Annotated in this window: 20 protein-coding genes and 1 pseudogene; 15 read left to right on the top strand and 6 right to left on the bottom strand. The window is 50.8% G+C overall.

Going from position 1 to position 19,767, the window contains the following annotated elements; translation table 11 throughout:
• Together IDH45_RS01515 and IDH45_RS01510 are read left to right on the top strand one after the other, a co-directional pair.
• The coding region (locus IDH45_RS01515) for an RNA-guided endonuclease TnpB family protein (RefSeq protein WP_190923962.1) at positions 1-334 on the top strand (334 nt) is incomplete at its 5' end.
• A 136-nt stretch (positions 335-470) separates the two neighbouring features.
• Positions 471-1,043, top strand: a complete 573-nt coding sequence (locus tag IDH45_RS01510; protein ID WP_190923960.1) for a Crp/Fnr family transcriptional regulator — start codon at positions 471-473, stop codon at positions 1,041-1,043.
• Positions 1,044-1,049: 6 nt separating this feature from the next.
• On the opposite strand, the gene IDH45_RS01505 is transcribed toward IDH45_RS01510, so the two are convergent.
• Positions 1,050-1,781 (bottom strand): DUF4386 domain-containing protein, encoded by a 732-nt coding sequence (locus tag IDH45_RS01505; RefSeq protein ID WP_223836281.1) that lies wholly within the window; start codon positions 1,779-1,781, stop codon positions 1,050-1,052.
• 380 nt (positions 1,782-2,161) lie between these two features.
• Positions 2,162-2,302 (bottom strand): hypothetical protein, encoded by a 141-nt coding sequence (locus IDH45_RS01500; RefSeq protein WP_190923956.1) that lies wholly within the window; start codon positions 2,300-2,302, stop codon positions 2,162-2,164.
• Positions 2,303-2,510: 208 nt separating this feature from the next.
• Here IDH45_RS01500 and IDH45_RS01495 point away from each other — a divergent pair, with 208 nt between their 5' ends.
• Together IDH45_RS01495 and IDH45_RS01490 are read left to right on the top strand one after the other, a co-directional pair.
• Positions 2,511-3,731: a hypothetical protein gene (locus tag IDH45_RS01495; RefSeq protein ID WP_190924005.1), complete on the top strand. Its 1,221-nt coding sequence runs from the start codon at positions 2,511-2,513 to the stop codon at positions 3,729-3,731.
• Positions 3,732-3,782: 51 nt separating this feature from the next.
• Entirely contained in the window at positions 3,783-4,121 is a 339-nt protein-coding gene (locus IDH45_RS01490; protein WP_190923954.1) for a hypothetical protein, read from the top strand.
• Between the two features lie 165 nt (positions 4,122-4,286).
• Here the strand turns inward: IDH45_RS01490 and IDH45_RS01485 are convergent, their stop codons facing one another.
• On the bottom strand, positions 4,287-5,006 hold the full coding sequence (locus IDH45_RS01485) for a DUF421 domain-containing protein (protein ID WP_190923952.1): 720 nt from the start codon (positions 5,004-5,006) through the stop codon (positions 4,287-4,289).
• Between the two features lie 549 nt (positions 5,007-5,555).
• On the opposite strand from IDH45_RS01485, the gene IDH45_RS01480 reads away from it, so the two are divergent.
• The 10 genes and pseudogenes from IDH45_RS01480 to IDH45_RS01440 form a co-directional block, all read left to right on the top strand.
• A complete protein-coding gene (locus IDH45_RS01480; protein WP_190923950.1) occupies positions 5,556-6,329 on the top strand; it encodes a TerC family protein in 774 nt (257 codons plus the stop codon).
• A 210-nt stretch (positions 6,330-6,539) separates the two neighbouring features.
• Complete coding sequence (locus IDH45_RS01475) at positions 6,540-7,046, top strand: MerR family transcriptional regulator (protein ID WP_190923948.1); 507 nt, start codon at positions 6,540-6,542, stop codon at positions 7,044-7,046.
• The gene (locus tag IDH45_RS01470) at positions 7,043-7,492 is read left to right on the top strand and encodes an SRPBCC family protein (RefSeq protein ID WP_190923946.1); all 450 of its coding nucleotides are present in this window, start codon (positions 7,043-7,045) and stop codon (positions 7,490-7,492) included. The genes IDH45_RS01475 and IDH45_RS01470 overlap by 4 nt, the downstream gene beginning before the upstream one ends.
• The gene (locus IDH45_RS01465; protein WP_190923944.1) at positions 7,489-7,932 is read left to right on the top strand and encodes an SRPBCC family protein; all 444 of its coding nucleotides are present in this window, start codon (positions 7,489-7,491) and stop codon (positions 7,930-7,932) included. Before IDH45_RS01470 ends, IDH45_RS01465 begins: the two co-directional genes overlap by 4 nt.
• Before the next feature lie 232 nt (positions 7,933-8,164).
• Positions 8,165-8,419: an RNA polymerase sigma factor gene (locus IDH45_RS33800; RefSeq protein WP_223836280.1), complete on the top strand. Its 255-nt coding sequence runs from the start codon at positions 8,165-8,167 to the stop codon at positions 8,417-8,419.
• Positions 8,420-8,547: 128 nt separating this feature from the next.
• A complete protein-coding gene (locus IDH45_RS34570; RefSeq protein ID WP_263364754.1) occupies positions 8,548-8,724 on the top strand; it encodes an RNA polymerase sigma factor in 177 nt (58 codons plus the stop codon).
• Positions 8,705-9,037 carry a hypothetical protein gene (locus IDH45_RS01455; RefSeq protein ID WP_190923942.1) on the top strand — a complete coding sequence of 111 codons (333 nt, stop codon included), beginning with the start codon at positions 8,705-8,707 and terminating at the stop codon, positions 9,035-9,037. Before IDH45_RS34570 ends, IDH45_RS01455 begins: the two co-directional genes overlap by 20 nt.
• A gap of 115 nt (positions 9,038-9,152) precedes the next feature.
• The gene (locus tag IDH45_RS01450) at positions 9,153-10,055 is read left to right on the top strand and encodes a 3-hydroxyacyl-CoA dehydrogenase (protein WP_190923941.1); all 903 of its coding nucleotides are present in this window, start codon (positions 9,153-9,155) and stop codon (positions 10,053-10,055) included.
• 410 nt (positions 10,056-10,465) lie between these two features.
• Complete coding sequence (locus IDH45_RS01445; protein WP_190923939.1) at positions 10,466-11,488, top strand: leucine-rich repeat domain-containing protein; 1,023 nt, start codon at positions 10,466-10,468, stop codon at positions 11,486-11,488.
• A 413-nt stretch (positions 11,489-11,901) separates the two neighbouring features.
• Positions 11,902-13,419 (top strand): annotated as a pseudogene (locus tag IDH45_RS01440) (malate:quinone oxidoreductase); the annotation flags it as partial.
• A gap of 299 nt (positions 13,420-13,718) precedes the next feature.
• Here the strand turns inward: IDH45_RS01440 and IDH45_RS01435 are convergent.
• Positions 13,719-14,825 (bottom strand): SGNH/GDSL hydrolase family protein, encoded by a 1,107-nt coding sequence (locus IDH45_RS01435; RefSeq protein ID WP_317891118.1) that lies wholly within the window; start codon positions 14,823-14,825, stop codon positions 13,719-13,721.
• A gap of 28 nt (positions 14,826-14,853) precedes the next feature.
• The gene (locus IDH45_RS01430) at positions 14,854-15,951 is read right to left on the bottom strand and encodes a winged helix DNA-binding domain-containing protein (RefSeq protein ID WP_190923936.1); all 1,098 of its coding nucleotides are present in this window, start codon (positions 15,949-15,951) and stop codon (positions 14,854-14,856) included.
• 643 nt (positions 15,952-16,594) lie between these two features.
• Between IDH45_RS01430 and IDH45_RS01425 the strand changes: the two genes are divergently transcribed.
• Positions 16,595-18,697, top strand: coding sequence for a TerD family protein (locus tag IDH45_RS01425; protein ID WP_190923935.1), 2,103 nt, complete (start codon positions 16,595-16,597; stop codon positions 18,695-18,697).
• Positions 18,698-18,775: 78 nt separating this feature from the next.
• On the opposite strand, the gene IDH45_RS01420 is transcribed toward IDH45_RS01425, so the two are convergent.
• Positions 18,776-19,693 (bottom strand): aldo/keto reductase, encoded by a 918-nt coding sequence (locus IDH45_RS01420; protein ID WP_190923933.1) that lies wholly within the window; start codon positions 19,691-19,693, stop codon positions 18,776-18,778.
• Positions 19,694-19,767: the final 74 nt, after the last annotated feature.

The raw sequence follows: 19,767 nt of genomic DNA, 5'->3' as shown, positions 1-19,767 counted from the left end.
TGTCAAAAACCACGACATCATTGCGATTGAAGATTTACAGGTAGCCAATATGGTCAAGAATCGTAAGTTAGCCAAGGCCATTAGCGAGGTATCCTGGTCGATGTTTCGCTCCATGCTAGAGTACAAAGCGAAGTGGTATGGCCGCATCGTAGTGGCTGTAGGCCCAACATTCGCATCTTCGCAATTATGCTCCTGCTGTAGCTATAAGCACAAAGATGTAAAAGATTTGAAGCTGCGTGAATGGGACTGCCCGGAATGTGGAGCGCATCACGACCGAGACTTTAACGCAAGCCTGAATATTCTTGCCGAAGGCAAAAGACTTCTTGCTGTGTAATCCTTACACGAACTGTCGGAACGACAGGGTTAGCTTGCTGAACTTCTCTTCGTTAGAAGGGACTACCCAAGAATCTCGTTTCTTTAGTCATGAGAGGTTCAAATGCTGAAATTATCAATTCAATGGAGAGATTGGAATGAAAAATATTCTCATCCAATACGCAAAGCGTTTTACCGATCTTAGTGATGCAGAACTTGAGAGGATCGTAGAAGAGATCCCTATGGCTGCTTTCAAGAAAGGAACGATCTTGTTGCGCCAAGGCGAGATCCCCGACAAATGCTACTTTGTTTTACAAGGCTGCGTTCGGCAGTATGCTTCGGATGAGAACGGCAAGGAGTCAACCTTTCAATTTTTTACGGAAGAGCAGGGAGTCACGATTTTCAACCAACATGCCGGCGATAAAGCATCCAAATATTCCCTTGGTTGTGTGGAAGACTGCGTTCTGGTTGTCGGCGATCTATCCAAGCAACAAGCCATGTATGACATGCATTTCGGACTGGAGAAAATGATCCTCAAAATGATCGAAGAAAATCTGGGAGAGGCGCGCGATGAATTTGCCGCTTTTATTGCCGCCACGCCGGAAGAGCGTTATAAGTCCCTATTGAAAAATAGACCCGATCTGATCAACAGAGTACCGCAATATCAATTGGCCAGTTACCTGGGAATCACGCCCGAATCGCTCAGCCGCATCAAGCGACGTTTTGAATAAACAGCCTTAAGGCTGTTTATCGGTCGACAGAGACAGTTTTCTTCCTTTTATCAAAAGCCAGATACCGAAACCTAATTCACCTATGATCATGGGGATGCTTAGGAGGGTTTCCAGCGATGATGCGATAGGTTCAAGTTGGGGGAAAAAATTGTCCATCACATGGACGATCACGTAACTGAAGCCTGCGATCGCAATCATGATGCTGACGTATTTGGGAATATGCCGAGACGATAGAGCGATGAAACCGATGGCCAGCAGGTGCAGTCCGAACAGGATCAATCCTAATGACCAGATGGATTCGAAGGCTTTAATGGATAACATCGATTGAGAGGCCATTCCGTTGATTGACTCGTTGAACGGGGAAGTTCCTGCTCGTGCGATACGGCCGGCAACGACAAGATGTGAGACGGCAATTGCGAGGATGGCCGTATAAATTAGACGAAGCCAACCAGCCAGTAAGGAGTATTCATGATGTATAGGCTTTAAATATACATAAAAAGCCCATGATACAAGTAGATCCGTGAGGATAATCACTAGCCAGCCTAGAATCCCGAACGCAAACCGCGAGCCTGATTGCTGGATGTTTGTCAGTGTCATCAAAGCGTCGTCATTGACGATCAGCGAAGTGTGAACATAACCATAAGAGAACGCTGCTGCAATGGACATGATGAACAAGGAAACGCCTGCGACGATCGCCGATGTGTGTTGAAGGTTTTGGTAATGTGTAGGTTTGATCAATTTCATTGCCCCCTTAATGTTTCCTATTGTAACCTGCAACGGAGGTTTGGTTCATTGACTTAAGTCAATGAACCAAAGTGAGGTCATCCGACTTAGCCACGGCCCTGTTCGTTTTATCAAGCAAGCCGGGAGAAGGTCGAGGGTACGAAGTGTCGTTGCCCGGCGGACTGGTTTTTCACGGGGTCATAGTAACGGATCAGATCAAAAAGCTCGCTTGGCGAGCTCAACGCATTGATTCGTAGAAAAGCTCCCAATGAAGTAATCAATGAGTGTTTAGACAAAAATACGCGTTCTCCTTCACGTCACGCATGATCTTCCATTGCCTCTCTTGCCACTTGCTGCGCATACGCTTCACCCAGGCCAATCGATTCATAATAATCCTATGTTACATCCTCCATACGCTGGATCACAGCGTCATTCAGGCTAAGCGTTTTGAAGCCTTTCTGGATGATCTCATCCAGCAACTCCAGATCGTGCCGGATACGTGTCCCAGACTCCGGATTCGCTAAATCCTGATTCATCTGCACCTTGTGTTTTTCTTAAACCGCGAACATTAGTCCATTTGGCAGTTGTTTCCGGTCGAATGGTTGCTTTACCATAGGGAGGATACCTAATCTGTGTGGCAGCGTGTGACTTCGGCACCCTCGCGTTACAAAGCGAAGCGGTGTTTTTTTATTTAGCAGAATTGCCGGCATGACTCGATAGGGTTCAGAAGAAAGGATGATTGAAATGCCAAAAGATAACCAAGCTCGTCCCCCTGCTGGATCTGTTAGAGAAGTGGGTCGTTATCCCATTGACCTGACAGGTCCTCGCAGTCACACTCTTGTCTTACAGCCCGGTGTGGGCAGTCTATCCATGGGGCCGCCGCATCTGGGCAAAAAGGCAGACCTCCACGTTGCGCCTGATGCGCGGATCGATTGGACTGTGTTTGATGCTTTTGCCACGCCGGCGGGCTCGCCCTGGCCGCGACTCCTGTACTATACAGGCAGTGACGCAAGCTTCCTGAACTGGGCGCAGGTACGTCCCATTGAAGAGATGACGTGGGCTCCGATCCTGTCTGCAGACACGGTGGCGGACGCCAGTAAGTCCAAATTGCATGGCTTGCATATCGAACTGGATGCTTCCGGGGGACATCTGAACTTGAAGCTTCCGAAACGGCAAAACTTTGAAAATTTCCGTTTGAGCGTATCCGGCGATTTATCCCGCTTCTCGGCTGCCGGTGATCTGCCCTATTCCCTGACGCTGGCGCCGCGCACCGGCCGGCGTAAGGAGGATGCTCCTTTCGTGCTGCCCGGCCTGGGTGAGCTGCACCAGGTGACGAATCTGACGCTCCAGAACGCGCCAATGGGTCAGCCGATCTCGCTGGAGTGTCTGGACCGGTTCCCCAATCTGGAGTCCCTGAGTTTGTGGGGAAACTTCTGCGACCTGGATCGGTTGGCTCGTCAAACCCGGTTAACGAATCTGGAGATGCGCTTCATGCCTGATCTGGGGGAGCTGCCGCCCTTGGATACGTGGCCGCTGCTTGACCGATTTATCGCTTACAATGTGGAAGAGCTTACAGGCAAGCGCCTGAGGCAGCAAATGAAAACCCGCGCTAAAACCCGCCCGTGGACCGGACATGCTTCTGTGAGCCAATTGCGGAAGCCGGAGTGGTGGCCGACCGAGTTCGGCCGACCGTTCGCGTCCTGGCCCAAACGTCTGGCCAAGCTGGCTAGCGAAGCTTACAACGCTGCCCAGGAAGCCTTGGCCCAAGCCCGCAGCTTGGCCGATGCCGAGGCGGCCATTACCGCTTTCACCGTGCGCTTCAATACGCTCAAGGGCATCGAAACTACCGAACGGGAAGACCTTGGTGAAGCGGTATGGCAGCTCAGCCAGTCGAATCACTTGATTGGCGAGCCTATACCCGAGGAGATGGCTCAGCGCTGGTTCGATGCCGCGCGTGATTACTGAATGGACGGACTATCTTGAAAGCTTCGGAAAGGCGGAAAGGAGGGTTAACCGGTGATCACCATTTATGAGGAGCAGCGGAGAGGAGCCATAGCGGACACCATCGAGCATTCTCATGCGTCGCTTGAGACATGCCTGGACGTCATCCGACGGATGGACGGTTTCACCCGCAGTCAGGTGACGATTCAGTGCAGGGAGAGCATGATCATGATCGGCGGCGGCAGTCGCGAGTTCATCGTTACCGTGGAGACAAGCACGGCGATTCACAACCTTCTCGGCTCCCCGGAGGACGAGGAGGAGTTTGTCGAATTGACAGTAGGGGTCAAGCCTGTGAATTTCCTCAGAAGTACATCGTTAGCTTTGAGCTGGTTGAGTCTGCGCTCCTCCAGTTAGTAGCGGATTCATCTGCCGAACTGGACTGGGAGGTTATTGAGAAGTGATTGATTCGATCTGGTTCTTGCCAAAAACAGAAGAATCTCAATCAAGAAGCATGCTGCGGCTGCTCCTTATGTAATATTCGCCGATGGCCCTGCAAGGCTGAACCGCACTTTTTGTTTCTTAGTGCCGAATAGGCGGAGGGTTCGCGAAAGCTTTATCGGATATGTAGAGGATGCCATTGTCGTCCACGGATGCATAGAAGATATCGTCCTGGCGAACCCCTTTCGCCTGCAATTGAGACTCCAGCCAGTGAGCGTCTTTCTTGATATAACAAAGCGTCTCCGGGTATAAGGTGCCTTCGACGATTAATGGATAGGAAAAATCGCTCTGACGTTTGGCCAGCCCCAAATCCCCGAGAGTCGGCGCTGATTTCGGGCCGTTCTTGTACACGGTTAATTTCCCGTTCGCCTCCAAAATGGCGAGCTCGACATCAGGGAGGTGAAACACGTCCTTCTCGCGTAACATCTGGAGGATGTTATCGATCGAATAACGGACCTTCTTCAGATTATTGACCAGCAGGTTTCCTTGATGAATCACGATTGTAGGTTCGAACGAGATGAGCTTTCCGAATTTCCTTGATTTTATAGCCCATAGGGAGACAACCCGCTGCAGCAAGCTGATCAATACGATGGCTACTCCGATATGAATATGATTAACATCTGGTTCGGCTATATCGGCGCCGACGACGGACCCCAAGGTGAGGATGACCAGAAAATCGAATACAGGCAGTTCACCGAGTGAACGTTTGCCCATGAATAGCCCGACAATCAGCATAAGGGGGTAAATCGTCACGATTCTTCCCGCGATCAGCAGGAGATCCTTCACGGTTTCGGTCCACATGCGCTCATTACCTTCCTTCTGTTCGAACTAGCCTTTATTAAATGAACGAATTGGAATGTTTTCAATATATCCAAATCATATTTTTTTATCCGGAGAAATCGAATTAGGTAAAGAAATAAACTGTTGCAGCTCAAGGTTATGATTCTCGATCTAGATCCGGGGAAAAACGGCATCCCCGGCCAAATCTTTAAATATCACTCCGGTATGAGTTATCAAGAGGTGATTGCCGACTCGTTCGAGGCGTTCTCCCATGAAATTTTAAAGAGGCCCCAAAGCAACTAATATGCATGGAACGACGGCTTAATTGAGTTTGTAGATTCCTACTTTATTTGAACATAGCGCGGTTCCCGCTCAAGATGCGTTCGGTATTGCCCCATTCAAAGGCTTTATTCTTGGAAACCCCCAAGCGATAAAAGCCTTTTACTTTGGGCAATTGTGAAAAGTTTGAATCCTATCGGCGGTTCATTACGTATATCTATTGCTGGGCAAGTAAACATTATCTACATATTGGCAGAGGATCTTACCAAGGATCTTGAGGAGGAATTCAAGTTGGAGTCATTATGGTTGGAATATGCGTGGGCCTTACTTATCCTGATCGGTCTGGAAGGATTGCTGTCGGCTGACAATGCACTCGTGCTGGCGGTCATTGCCAAGCATTTACCGGATGACCAGAAGAAACGAGCGATCAACTATGGAATTATCATGGCCTTTGTTTTTCGGTTTGCCGCACTTTTTGCTATTTCCTTTATCGCAAATGTTTGGCAGGTGCAGGCGATTGGCGCGGCCTATCTGTTATACCTGGGTTTAAAGCACATCATCAAAGCGCGCTTCGGCAAGCAAAATGAAAATATACAGAAGGACCTGAAGAAAGAAGCCGCAGGAAAAGGCTTTTGGCCTACCGTAGGGAAAATTGCGTTGGCCGACCTTGCTTTTGCAATTGACTCCATTCTTGCTGCGGTGGCGCTTGCGCTGGGGCTGCCAGACTCGCCGCTTGGCGATTTCGGCGGTATGGACGGCGGCAAATTTGCCGTAGTGGTGCTTGGGGGGATTGCCGGCTTAATCTTAATCAAATATGCAGCTACCTGGTTTGTGAAGCTGCTTAGTCAGCGACCGGCGCTTGAGACAACCGCTTATGCCATCGTTGCTTGGGTTGGAGTCAAGCTTGCCGTAATCACGCTTGCACATGAGGATATCGGAGTTCTGGAGCATCATTTTCCTCATAGCACGTTGTGGACTAGCATCTTCTATGTGGTCTTGGTGGCGATCGCCCTTCTTGGGTGGTTTGCACCCAGCAACAAGCCCAAAAAGGCGGGGACGGTTTAATACCGTACTGGATTTGCGCATGTCAGCGGAGCAAGTTACACATGGAAAAGGTACCTCTTAGGGGTACCTTTTTGTTGTAGTGCAGACCGGCTTGCTTTTATCCGATCCTGACAAATCCAAGCAGCGTCGCGATTTTGCTTGCACCTTACGTTACGTAACGTTTTATAATGGGATTACCGGTACATAGCTAGCGCCAAAGAGAGGATGATTATGAAGACAATTTGGAAGGTGGGGGATCTCGCCAGGCTGACAGGTCTTACTATACGAACTTTGCGTTATTATGATCAGATCGGTTTGTTCTCTCCATCCGGCCAGACCGAATCCGGCCATAGGCTGTATAACGAGGCCGACTTGTCGCGCTTGCAGCAGATCTTATCACTCAAGGAGCTGGGCTTGTCTTTGGAGGAGGTTAAGTCGGTAATGGCCGGCGGACAGATCAGTCCGCTGGAGATCGTTAATCTGCAGATCGGCCGAATCCGAGAGCAGATCCGGCTGCAGCAGAAACTGTTGGAGCAGCTCGGATATGTATCCAAGCTTTTGCAGGGGAAGCGGCCTTTAACGGTAGAGCATTTCACCAGCCTGCTTCAGGCGATGAAAATAGAGTTTGAGAAGCCTGTCCTGGAGCGGCAAAGGAATTTGGAGCGGCAGCTGGACCTGCTGGGAGACTTTCTGGCCAAGGAGGACGAAAGAATACAACCTGAGGAGGATCATTCATGAACGAACGATTCGTTAAGCATGCGACCTTCGTAGTCGAGCGGACTTATGCCGCGTCGCCGGAGCGGGTGTATCACGCTTGGGCCGACCCGGATACGAAATCCAAATGGTTTTCCAAGCCGGACATCTTCGACTTTCGGGTCGGCGGACGGGAGTACAGCAGCGGCGGGCCGCCGGAAGGGCCGATCTTTGTTTTCGAAGCGAGCTATCTGGAGCTCGTTCCGGAGCAGCGCATCGTTTATACATACACGCTGGATACAGGCGGCGTTCGTATCTCCGTTTCGATCGCAACGATTGAACTTATCCCGGTAGAGGACGGGACGAAGCTGATTTTCACGGAGCAGGGCGCGTTCCTGGACGGACATGATACGCCGGAGATCCGGGAGCACGGCACCGGCCTTATGCTGGACGGACTAGGGAAGATCGTGGAAGGGGAGGGATATGCATGACGGCAGCCGGCATTAATGAGCTCGTTTCCACGCGTGTGTTCGATGTCCCCCGGGAGCTTGTCTATCGGGCATGGACAAGCCCCGAGTTGCTAGCCCGATGGTGGGGACCGCGAGGGTTCACTAATACGTTTCACGAGATCGATATTAAACCGGGAGGCGAGTGGCTATTCACGATGCATGGACCGGATGGAGCGGAATACCCTAACCGTTGCGTTTTTGTCGAGCTCGTGCCGCCGGAGCGAGTCGTGCTTGATCATCTGTCGGGCCACCAATTTCGGGTAACGGCGATTTTCGAGGACCTGGAGGGCCGCACCAGGGTCACCTTCCGCCAACTGTTCAAAGACACGGAGGAGTTTGAACAAGCCAAGCCGTACTGCATGGAGGGCAACGAACAGAACTTGGACCGGCTTGGCGAGCTGCTTACCGAAGCGAACATTTAGTTCTGTAAATAGGGTTCCGAATCCGTCCAGGAATGTCGATCCTCTAGTCATTATCAAACGCGGAAACCATGCAAGAAGACACGTCTATTCAGGCGTGTCTTCTTTGTATTTGGGGCGCAAACCGGAGGGCGTTCCACTGAATTGGGCGATTTTTCATATCCGGAAATTGCAGTCATTTGCTTGCTGTATTGCGTCTGTAGCCATGTCGGGTTCATACAGATGAGCTAAAAAAATGGAGCACGAGTTAAAAATAACGGGGTTCTCAGTTGTATTAAAAGGGAAAGGGGGTACTGAGGTGTACAATTCATATGAGCTCAATGAATCTGTGCGGCGGGCCTTGGATCTATATTCGCAAAGCTTGATCAAGATTGCTTTTGCATACTTGAAAAACATAGCGGATGCCGAAGAAGTGACGCAGGAAGTATTCCTCGCCTACTTACAAAAGCGCCCTGTATTTGAAACAGCGAGCATGAAAAAGCTTGGCTGATCCGAACAACGATTAGTAAAAGTAAAAATATGCTAAAGGCCGGATGGTTCAAGAGCAGAAACCCTGTCCCCGAAGACCTGAGTTACCTGCCAAAGGAAGAAAACGAGGTTCTGCAGGCGGTGCTGGCTTTGGACAAGAAATATCGAATCCCGATTCATCTGCACGATTACGAAGGATACTCGATCCAGGAAATTGCAGCTATTATGCAAGCCAAGTCGGCGACGGTAGGAACATGGCTTGCCAGAGGTCGTTTACTCTTAAGGGAGAAGATCGGAGGTCTGGAGGATGAAGAAATCTGCTTATAAATCTGCAATGTTCCACGTGAAAACGAGCGAGGATTTTAAAGAGGCAACGTATCGAAAGCTGATGCTGGAGATGGAAAAGGAAACTCCCAAACAAAAACATGAAAATCATCAAAAGGAGCGGCTGCTGCAAATGGAAAAGACAACAAAACGTAAGTTTACAGGGTGGGCGATCGGAATCGCGGCGTTCGCGGTGTTAGCGGTCGGCATTTTCACAATGAATCCGTTCACTCTATATGCGTACATAGAGACGAGCTGCAGCCTTTTTCGCGAAGATGGGTTCGGGCAGTTCTATCCGCGAGAAGCTAAGCGATAGTAGTTGAATCGCTAGGGGGAATAACCGGAGGTTAGAGGGGGGGATACAGGGACGTATCGGTTAACCTCAAGTTGGGAAACTTAGACGAATACAACAAGTTTGAGGGAGGATATCGATGCACTATACGCACATTACCGTTGCCGGGAGCGGCGTCCTGGGGAGTCAGATCGCGTTCCAGATTGCCTTCAAAGGATTCAAGGTGTCCGTCTACGACATCAGCGATGAAGCACTGGCGCGGGCTCAGGATAGAATCGAGGCTTTGAAGCCGCGCTACCAGGAAGATCTCGGGGCGACGGAGAAAGACGTTGCGGAGGCTTATCAGCGCATGTCGTTCTACACCGATCTAGCGGAAGCAGTCGCGGAGGCAGATCTCGTAATTGAAGCCATTCCTGAAGTGGTCCAGCTCAAAACCGATTTTTATAAGGAGTTGGGAGAAGCAGCTCCCGCCAAAACCAACTTCGCGACAAACTCTTCCACCTTGCTGCCCAGCCAATTCGCGGAGGCGACGGGGCGGCCAAAGCAATTTCTGGCGCTGCACTTCGCCAATGAAATATGGAAGAACAATACGGCCGAAATTATGAAGCATCCGGGCACAGATCCGAAAGTGTTCGAGGATGTGATCGCATTCGCGAAGGCGATTGGTATGGTTGCGCTGCCTTTGCACAAAGAACAGCCCGGCTATATCTTGAATTCGTTATTGGTGCCGCTCCTGGAAGCCGCCCAACTGCTCCTGGTGAAGGAGGTCGCCGATGTCGAAACGATCGATAAGACATGGATGGTTGCAACGGGAGCGCCGCTCGGACCTTTTGCGATTTTGGATGTGGTGGGGATTAATACGGCCTACCATATCGGACAAGCTAAAGCGTCGGCAACCGGCAACCCGGAGTTCGTGAAAATAGCGCAGCTATTGAAATCGGATTATATCGATCAAGGCAAGCTGGGACGGGCAACCGGCGAAGGATTTTACAAATACCCGAATCCGAGCTTCTTGCAGCCGGGGTTTTTGAAAGGCGAGTAGTGCATATGGACAAGAGCGAGGGCATCCGAAAGGGTGCCTTTTTACGTAAAACTGGGCTTTTTCCACTATTCCTTCGGCCGCGCTACTAAGCTACACTTGAGTTTAAGTAACGTGAAGCAGACGATGGATTGCATAGAAGACAGGTGTGTCATCAAGAATTCATGGATATACCATACATACTATATAAGTTGAACTATTGTTTGAAGTCCATTTCATTGCGAAAAAAATTGCTTGAAGCTTCAGACATCTTGTTTTGAGTGTCTCGGATTGGATTGGCCTTCGGACGGTTGACACTCAAAGCCAAAACTCGCTTTCAAGCTAATTTCTTTTCTCCACTATATTCAGCTTATTCATGGATGATATTTAGTTCAACTTATATAGTTATTAACAGGAAGTGGGAGGGGTTATGCATGCGTAAGATATGGAAAAGGAGGATTTTGATCAACGATCCTGCTGCACTGGACCCGGTTCAGATTGAGCAGGACTTGCGCGGCGGCAACCAGGTGATCGTCCAGTTTTCTCATCCGGAGTATTACGGCTCCATCTTGGAGGAAGTGGATGAGCTCTGCGCGCGCTGGGATGAAAACTTTGGTGTACGCTTCTACGGCCATCGCTCCCTATCGCTGGATTGCGATACGCTCTTGCGCATTCCTCATGTCAAGATGCTGCACCTCAATTGTCTCGTCCAGGCGCATAACACGCAAGCCTTGGGCAAGCTGCATCACTTAACCAGTTTGAACCTGGGCATATACGAGCTGGAAAATTCGGATATTCTCGGAATGGACACCCTGCGGTCTCTACGGGATTTATCCGTGATTTCAGAGAAAAAGGTGCTCAACCTGCAATACTTAAATGAATTCTCGCATCTGGAACAGCTGCATGTGGGAGGCAAGGTCAAACATCTCGATGCGATCGGTTATTTGGGGAATTTGAATTATCTCGCCCTGCATATGATCAGCAAACTGCCGCTGCATTTTATAAACCGGCTGGACAAGCTGAAGAACCTTCGCGTATTGCTTGGAGGCCGGGAACACATTCAGGAAATAAAAAACAATCAGATCGAAGATTTGGAGATTTGCCGAGTCCGCGGTTTACACGACCTGACCAACATAACAGATTTCCAATCGCTGGACCGGCTGGTGATCGAGGATCAGATCCAGCTGCGGGAACTCCATTTCGACCGGGAGATGGAGGCGCTGGAGGAGCTCACCGCCGTAAACTGCAAAGGCTTGACTCACTTGACGGGAATCGAGCGTCTGCCTAAGCTGCGCAAGCTCCGGCTATTCAAAACCGCCATCGACTTCGATTCGTTTATCCGTCAAAAGCTGCCCAGCTCTTTATCTATGGTGGAGTTTGCAACAGCCAAGACGAAGGCAGATCAGGCCATCCAAGAGAGTCTACTCCAGCTTGGTTATCAAAAATGGAGCAGTTGAGGACAAATCCAGTACCGGTCGCACCCGCGACTATCACGAAGGCACCCCGAACGGGTGCCTTTTTTACATATGGAATTCTTCCGTTTGCCATGAACGCGGAAGAGGTGCCGAACGTATGATTATTTTATAGGGCGTGCGGAGCCGGTTGGGCGGTTCGAACGCCTTTTGAAGCCAGGCGATCTAGGCTTTTGTGGACAGTTTCCCACTTCTTCACTACAACAGCATATCTTCACTTGATTTAACGTCTTTTAAATACCATACAACTATCATATAATAGTATATATATTATTCTACTAATCATGCGATACGCTAAAGATCAGAAATGATCCAGAAAAGGTGTGTGACCAGGTCGCACTCCTGTCTTGCTGTGAGCGTGCACGGGAGCGCCTGCATCCTTCCTTTTCAAATATCAGCGTGTAAGGACGGTAAACATGAGTAACAGACAAACGAAATCAGACGTTATCTTAATTGGTGCCGGAGTCATGAGTGCGACTTTGGGGGCGCTGCTGAAGGAACTGGTGCCGGACTGGAAAATTTCAGTGTTTGAGAAGCTGGCCAGCCCCGGAGAGGAAAGCTCCAACGAATGGAACAATGCGGGGACGGGGCATGCCGCACTGTGCGAGCTGAACTACACCTCCGAGAAACCGGACGGTTCCATAGATATTAGCAAAGCGATCAAGGTGAACGAGCAGTTTCAAGTTTCGATGCAGTTCTGGTCGTACCTGGTAAGCAGCAACCTGATCCGCAATCCGAACGATTTTATTATGCCCATCCCTCATATGAGTATGGTGCAAGGCGAACAAAACGTAGCATTTCTGAAAAAGCGATTTGAAGCGATGATCAGCAATCCGCTGTTCCAAGGAATGGAATACTCCGAGGACCCGCAAAAATTGGCGGAATGGATTCCGCTTATCATGCAAGAACGGCCCCTGAACGAACCGATCGCGGCTACCCGGATCGAAACTGGCACGGACGTGAACTTTGGCGCTTTAACGCGGTTGTTGTTTGATTATTTAAAGAAGAAAAAGGTCGATATCCATTACAACCACCACGTAGATGATATTAAACGTGCCGGAGACGGCTCTTGGGAATTGAAAGTACGGGACGGCAGCGGGAAAGTCGAACGTCATACGGCCAAATTCGTCTTTGTCGGCGGCGGGGGAGGCAGCCTCCCGTTACTGCAAAAATCCGGTATCCCCGAAGGGAAACATATCGGAGGATTCCCGATCAGCGGACTGTTTATGGCCTGTACGAATCCGGACGTTGTGGCCCAGCATCATGCCAAAGTGTACGGAAAAGCTAAAGTGGGCGCCCCTCCCATGTCGGTACCGCATCTGGACACCCGATTTATCGATAATAAAAAATCGCTGCTCTTCGGACCGTTTGCCGGGTTCTCGCCCAAGTTCTTAAAAACCGGTTCCATGTTCGACTTGATCGGTTCGGTCAAACCGAATAACGTCGTCACGATGCTGGCGGCCGGTGCCAAAAACCTTTCGCTGACCAAATACCTGATTCAGCAGGTGATGTTGTCCAAAGAAAAGCGCATGGAAGAGCTGCGCGAATTTATCCCGAACGCCAAAAGCGAGGATTGGGATCTGCTGGTGGCGGGTCAACGCGTGCAAGTGATCAAAGATACGGTAGCCGGCGGTAAAGGAACGCTGCAATTCGGTACGGAAGTGGTCAGTGCCGCTGACGGATCGATCGCCGCCTTGCTCGGCGCTTCCCCAGGCGCTTCTACAGCTGTATCGGTTATGCTGGAAGTCATTGAGAAATGCTTCCCGCAGCACGTCAAATCGTGGGAGCCGAAACTAAAAGAAATGATTCCTTCGTACGGCGTGTCCTTGCTCAAAAAACCGGAGCTGATCGGCAAAATTCATACTTCGACGGCGCGGACGCTTGGTCTGGGCAGCGAACTGGAGCCTGTCAGATAACACTTCCATAACAGTAAAGTGAAACGGCCTTTCTCCACTTGGGGATAAGGCCGTTTGGTTTTTCGGTGTCAGTCACAGGCTGCCCAAATCCCACGATCCCGTCGGTCCGGCTGCACGAATCAATCTCAACGATTCTCTGATCGGGGGTGCAGAGGAAGTAGGTCCCGCTGCCTTCCAAGTCCCGCCTTCCGCTGATTAATTTGCCGATCTCTACATCGTAAGCACTCATTTTGCGAATTATCCCTACTGTGTATGTTCAACGTTTATACTCGCAGCCGGATGGATACCGCCTATTGAGATTACAACAGCAATGTTTTCAGTACAGGCTCTATCGCATCAGCCATCCGCAGGAAACCGAGATCGTTCGGATGCGAGCCGTCCACCGTACATTCATAATAATCTTCCCCGCCCAGCGAATGGGAGCCGTCGAAGAAATAGAGGTTCAAATCGCCTTTCTCCCGCAGCTCGTTCACGAGCGTCTGCTCAAAATGTTTACGTTCCATCCGCATCTCGACCAAGTGAGGCGTCAAATCTTCGCGTGCATACCGAATTCGCGATACGACCAGGATGGGCGTCAGAGGATGAGCCGCTCTATAAATTCGGATAAATTCCGGAAGAGTCTCGCGGAAAAGCTCGGTGCTCACGCAATTGCCTTCATAATCGACAACCAGGCAGGCCGGGTCGTTAATCTGCGATACGATCTCGGCAACCTCCGGTTCTCCTTTGCCGCTGCCCGAGAACCCGAGATTGATAAACTCCAGAGGAATTCTGCGGCTCAAAATGTTCGTGTACGCCATGCCCGGCCGGGAGGCGCAGCCTCCTTGCGTGATCGACGTCCCGTAGATGACCACCTTTTTCCCGGAAACGTAACCGGGAGGAGCAAGCACTGCAGCGTGCTCATCCAAACCGACCGAGATCTCCTCTACCCCTTGATACAAGGGCAGGTTAAGCACGATATTCCGCATCGCGTTCCCCCAACCGGTAAACAGCGCGCATTCGTATTCCGTAAGCGTAACGTTATACTTGGTCGTATTGCCGTACCGCAAAGGACCGAATACGTCCGGAGCGCCCACATAACAATCGACGCCGCATTGTCCGGTAGCGGGCATATGGACCATATTGGCTTTGCCCTTCAGCTTCACACGGACGGATAAGGAAGTGGAATCCGTTTGAAACCGGATTTGCCCTCCTGCGGTGTGATTGGCCAGATGATCTACGGCCCCAGGAACGGCTCCGGCCGGCAAGGTCGGCAATCTGCGGTATTTTCGCTCCTGGTGAAACCAGGCCAACCCCGAAATTTGAAAAGGCTGCTCTAATGGGGAATGCCAACGAATGGCGGCTTCGAGCTTTTCATTGGGGCGCATGTTGGAGTCGTAGACCTCCAGCAAGTTTTTAAGTGGTTCCACAATCCCAGTCCTTTCGTATCCTATTTCCTTACGTATCCACCTCTTGAAAGGATGTCGCAGCTAAAGGCTGTTCCATAAATCTGCAATACCTCTCGGCGGCCTCTATGAGGCGTTGTTTTCTTACCTTCGGAGATGAGAATAAGTTAAACTCGATGTCGATCCCTTTACTTTTAATCGTGCGTTTCCAGGTCCCGGCGATTTGACTATCCAAAACGATGGTCGGTAGAAATACGCCGTTATTGCCCGGGACAATATGACGGGCATATTCCGCACTTAATACGGAGCTTCGGTCTTTATAGCCGAGCAGATATTCGTCGAATCCCGGAAGCAGGTAAACCTTCGCTCCTTCTTCCATCGCCCCAACGTGAACATGACTGGGCCCCCAGTATTCCTGCCCTTGCATCTTCTCCATCGCCAGCCGAGATTGAGCAGCCTCGACACCCTGTCTTGCATCCGAAAGCGTGATCCCGGCCCACCAGGAAAAATCTTGAACCGTTGCTGGCCCATGCCCGGTAAAATAACGCTCTGCGAGCAAAGCGAGCGCCTCGCTCCTGGGTATCTCCTTGGCGGCGGGCACCCACTCATCCAGCAAAACAAAGGTTTGCTGCTTGCCTTCCCTGGGTCCTAGACAAATGTGACCGGACACAGCCAAATGCCACAGAAGGTGATAACCCCGTTGATTGTTTGTGCCGATCCCATGATCCTCCAGCAATTGCATGAGATGGGGCCGGATTATCCGCTTGTTCCCCTGCAAGGCGTCATGGATGATCTGCTTGCTGCGTTCGATGGTCGTCTGATCCAGATCCAGTTGTTCAAGTCTTCGTTGATCCTTTGCCAGAACGCGCGGAGCCAGAAGCTTCAGGACCCATCGCACATCTTCCGGCAATACGAGATGAATCGTGCCGCGCAGCGGCCAAGTCAGCATAATCTTACGGTCTGCGATGCTTTGCTCGATATCCGCGGCTGTAGCGGCTTGCATGCGCACTCCGACCGCCCACAGCGCTTGGTGATAATCCTGTGCCTGCAAAGCGCCGAGATGCCGGACAACCTGTTCAGGCTTGTTGAACTTGTCGCCGGCTATATGCAGATTGAATATTCGTCGATATGGAATACTTGGTTCCCTCATGAAATGCCTCCGGTATTGGGATCATGGACTTTGATATGCCGCTTTAGCTCGACAGCCATTACCCGCATGCTGACCACCTAACCGTCAGGAGATAACGGTCTAGGATGCTTAGCTGTTCTTCAAGGCACATAAGCGCCTACACTCACGATGATACCGATAAGAGTAGTCAAATCGAAACACCTCGCTGTTCCATTCCGATCGGAAATGGGAAAATCCCCCTACGTCCATTTAGTTTATTAGTTTAATGGAGCGAAAAGGATAAGTCTATGTTTTTTGAAAAGTTTATACAATTTGAGAGAGCGCGGCATCGGGGAAGGAGACGTCTTCTTTCGAGCAGCCTAACCATCTCCAAGCGATTTCCCTCCCGCGGCCGGTTTGTTGAAGATTTCCATGTCGTAATACTTCCGCCCTGTTTGCACATTGCGAAGTATGGGATGATGGACACATCAAAGGTTCGAGGTCATCGGCTTTCCAACCTGTAGCTTCAGGCTATTGCGATCCTTCCTTCTACTTCATTGGGCGAACTAGGGTCGCAGCTTTCCTGAAGGATGTCTATTCCCGAGAGGAGGCATCCAGGCTATAATATTCCTTCCTTCTATTCCTTCTTCCAATGAAATTAGGGATATTGCTTTCCTGGAGTCTTATGAGAATCAATACTATCTATTTACGCAGAGCAAACAAACTGATCGCGAACCGGGGGAACGGGTCTAATCGGCTCCCGGAAACGGTTTTGGCTACAGCGATGAAAAATATCGAGCGTCTTGGTTTTACTTTCTCGCATTCCTTGATGCATACGGTATGTACGTTTTCCATGGAACAGATGGAATCGTTCTATCATCCGTTGGTGGCCGATCTGAAGGAGCTGGTAGGTGCCCATGTCGAATACAGACCGATGTATCCTAACTTCCCGATGCAAGTGATGGAAGCAACGGATGCGGAGCTGTACCTGAATGCTATCCGTCATTATCTTACATGGGAGGGTCCCGAGTATGAGATCGCGGACCCGGCTCCTTTACTGGATAAGGCAAACCTGAACGTCATCGATCTGGGAAGTAAGGCGGAGTTCCATACGATGATACGGCGGCTGATCGAAGCCAAAGTATCGATCTCCGGGACGGACAGGGAAGATATCGATGCCGTAATCGAGTGCGCGGATCCGAAGGAGCTGCATGAGATTTTGCCTGCCGGGATTCCGCTTAAGGAAAATGTAGGATTTGTAGCGGGTTCGTTATTGAAGCATGACAAGGCAAATGTGGAGCTGATCGGCCGTTACATCAAGACGGCTACCGATGTGCTTCGACTGGCTGTAGCTTGGTCGGACGGCGATGTCAGTCTCGCCGAGGCCACGCGTTTCCGCAAATTTAAACGTTCCGAGAGACGGCTGCTGCTCGGGTTGCTGGAGCGGTGCGGCCCAATTACGGAGGATATGCTGAGATACAAGCAGCGCTGGATTCGATTGGGCGAGATTTTGCACCCTTCCGAATACAAGCATCAGTATACGCGCTGTAAGGAAGCTTTCGATATCCTACGCAACAATAAGCCTTTTACGACGTTTAACGGAAGTCTTGAAGTTGCCTTTCAATACCGTAACGTCTGGGCAGGGATCGATCTGTTGATGCAGCGTCCGGGCGAATTTGCGAGAAGATTGGATCATTTGATACGCTTAACCGAGCACGCGGAGTATGTGGTGCTGGCTTTCGGGGAAGTGGCGAATCAAGTGTCGACACCCGTATTATTGCAGGTGAAGTCTCATTTCTCGCATCGTCATGAGCCGCAGGAGACGCGCACCATATTTCCTAAAGGCAATGTGGCCAAAGCGTTCGTTATTCCCCATACACTTCCGGCGCTTGATGCGACGATATGCCGGGACGTCGTGTTGCTATGCGACCGGGCGCTTATCCAGCGGTTCGCCGAGCTGCCTAGACTAGGAAAGACTTATGTCGACGATCGCCTGAAATCTTATAATGTCCCTTTCTCTCAAAGATCGGCAAGCAAATCGCTGCATACGATTGTGAGAGGGAGTCGGTTGCCGATGCCAGAAGGAGACACGATTCGTTTCTTCAGCTGGTGGAAAGAGGGATTGGTTGACGGCACGCCTACGGGACGCGTAGATATTGATTTGTCGGCTGTTATGTACGATGCGAACTGGCAGTATGTTGAGCATATTTCGTATACGAACCTTCGGTCGTCCAAGTACCGGGCCACGCATAGCGGGGATATTGTAGCGGCCCCTCAAGGAGCGTGCGAATTTATCGATCTGCACCTTCCTTCCATCGTGAACTATGGCGGCCGATACATTGTGGCCACGCTTCATTCCTTTACGGCTCAGCCGTATTGCAACCTGCCGGAGTGCTTCGTGGGGTGGATGATGCGTAAGAAGCCGGGATCGGGCGAGATTTTCGAGCCTTCGACGGTTGCCAATAAAATAGATATTACAGCCGATACGCAGATCGCGATTCCTGTCATCCTGGATCTGGTCGAGCGCACGGTCGTATGGATGGATCTGTCACTGACGAGACATCCTGACTATTACAACAACGTAGAGGGGAACCAGAGAGGGATGGTCCTGATGGGGAAAGCCATGACAACTTTGCAGAAACCGGACCTCCACGGGTTATTCCTGCTGCATGCCCAGGCTAGAGGCGAGATCGTCCAGGTTGAGAATCAGGCTGATACGATATTTTCGGTCGATAAGGGAGTTACTCCCTTTGATATCGAGCACATTATGGCCGAATTTCTGGCTTGAGAAATCAAGGCAAGGAAGCAAACGTGGACTTGACTCCAAATAGTAAGGGCACCCTGCACGGGGTGCCCTTATCGTACATTACGGCAGAATGTTGCCGGCCGAACGGAAGATGGCGTACCACTCTTCGCGCGTCAGGCGAATGTCGGCCGCTTTGCAGCAATCTTGCATTCTCTCGATATTCATCGTGCCGATTACCGGCTGCATGTTCGCCGGATGGCGGAGCAGCCAGGCGATGGCGATCGTCGTGTTGCTTACTTCGTATTTGGCCGCGACTTCGTTAATCTTGCTGTTTAATTCGGGGAACTTCTCGTTGTCCAGAAAGACGCCTTCGAAAAACCCGTATTGGAACGGCGACCAAGGCTGAATGGTAATATCGTGCAGCCTGCAGAAGTCGAGCACACTGCCGTCACGGTTGACGGCGGAATGGTTGTCCATGTTGACGTTGAAGCCTTGGGAGATCATGTTGGCGTTCGTAATGCTCAGTTGAAGCTGGTTGGCGACAATCGGCTGTTTGACAAACTTCTTCAACAGCTGGATCTGCATCGGATTCTGGTTGGAGACGCCGAAATGACGCACTTTGCCCGAGCTTTCGAGCAGGTCGAACGCTTCCGCGACTTCTTCCGGCTCAACGAGCGTATCCGGGCGGTGCAGCAGCAGTACATCCAGGTAGTCGGTCCGGAGCCGCCGCAGAATGCCGTCGACCGAATTCAGAATATGCTCCTTGGAGAAGTCGAACATTCCGGGACGAATGCCACATTTGGATTGCAGAATGATTTTATCGCGAACGCCGGGGCTCATTTGGATCGCTTCCGCAAATACTTCCTCGCATTTGCCCTTACCGTAAATATCCGCATGCTCGAAAAAGTTGGCGCCTTCCTCAAGTGCGGCCTGAATGAACCGTTCAGCCTGCGGCTTGTCCAGCGAGCCGAGACGCATACAGCCTATGGCGATAACGGGTACCTCTAACGTACTGACACCGAGCTTGATCGTTCTCATTGCCTAAACGCACCTCCGTTTTAGTAGCCTTGTTTATTGTGGCACAGGCGAACCCCGCTTTTCAATACTCGGGA

This window comes from Paenibacillus oceani, assembly GCF_014705615.1.
GTDB classification, from domain to species: Bacteria; Bacillota; Bacilli; order Paenibacillales; family NBRC-103111; genus Paenibacillus_AB; species Paenibacillus_AB oceani.
This window is presented reverse-complemented; position numbering and strand designations above follow the sequence as displayed.

What these genes read in the sequence shown, in the direction of transcription:
- IDH45_RS01510 (WP_190923960.1), top strand. Translation starts at nt 471, where the DNA reads ATGAAAAATATTCTCATCCAATACGCAAAGCGTTTTACCGATCTTAGT.
- IDH45_RS01495 (WP_190924005.1), top strand. Translation starts at nt 2,511, where the DNA reads ATGCCAAAAGATAACCAAGCTCGTCCCCCTGCTGGATCTGTTAGAGAA.
- IDH45_RS01475 (WP_190923948.1), top strand. Translation starts at nt 6,540, where the DNA reads ATGAAGACAATTTGGAAGGTGGGGGATCTCGCCAGGCTGACAGGTCTT.
- IDH45_RS01425 (WP_190923935.1), top strand. Translation starts at nt 16,595, where the DNA reads ATGAGAATCAATACTATCTATTTACGCAGAGCAAACAAACTGATCGCG.
- IDH45_RS01430 (WP_190923936.1), bottom strand. Translation starts at nt 15,951, where the DNA reads ATGAGGGAACCAAGTATTCCATATCGACGAATATTCAATCTGCATATA.
- IDH45_RS01485 (WP_190923952.1), bottom strand. Translation starts at nt 5,006, where the DNA reads ATGTGGACCGAAACCGTGAAGGATCTCCTGCTGATCGCGGGAAGAATC.
- IDH45_RS01455 (WP_190923942.1), top strand. Translation starts at nt 8,705, where the DNA reads ATGAAGAAATCTGCTTATAAATCTGCAATGTTCCACGTGAAAACGAGC.
- IDH45_RS01465 (WP_190923944.1), top strand. Translation starts at nt 7,489, where the DNA reads ATGACGGCAGCCGGCATTAATGAGCTCGTTTCCACGCGTGTGTTCGAT.
- IDH45_RS33800 (WP_223836280.1), top strand. Translation starts at nt 8,165, where the DNA reads ATGGAGCACGAGTTAAAAATAACGGGGTTCTCAGTTGTATTAAAAGGG.
- IDH45_RS01450 (WP_190923941.1), top strand. Translation starts at nt 9,153, where the DNA reads ATGCACTATACGCACATTACCGTTGCCGGGAGCGGCGTCCTGGGGAGT.
- IDH45_RS01500 (WP_190923956.1), bottom strand. Translation starts at nt 2,302, where the DNA reads ATGAATCAGGATTTAGCGAATCCGGAGTCTGGGACACGTATCCGGCAC.
- IDH45_RS01445 (WP_190923939.1), top strand. Translation starts at nt 10,466, where the DNA reads ATGCGTAAGATATGGAAAAGGAGGATTTTGATCAACGATCCTGCTGCA.
- IDH45_RS01420 (WP_190923933.1), bottom strand. Translation starts at nt 19,693, where the DNA reads ATGAGAACGATCAAGCTCGGTGTCAGTACGTTAGAGGTACCCGTTATC.
- IDH45_RS01470 (WP_190923946.1), top strand. Translation starts at nt 7,043, where the DNA reads ATGAACGAACGATTCGTTAAGCATGCGACCTTCGTAGTCGAGCGGACT.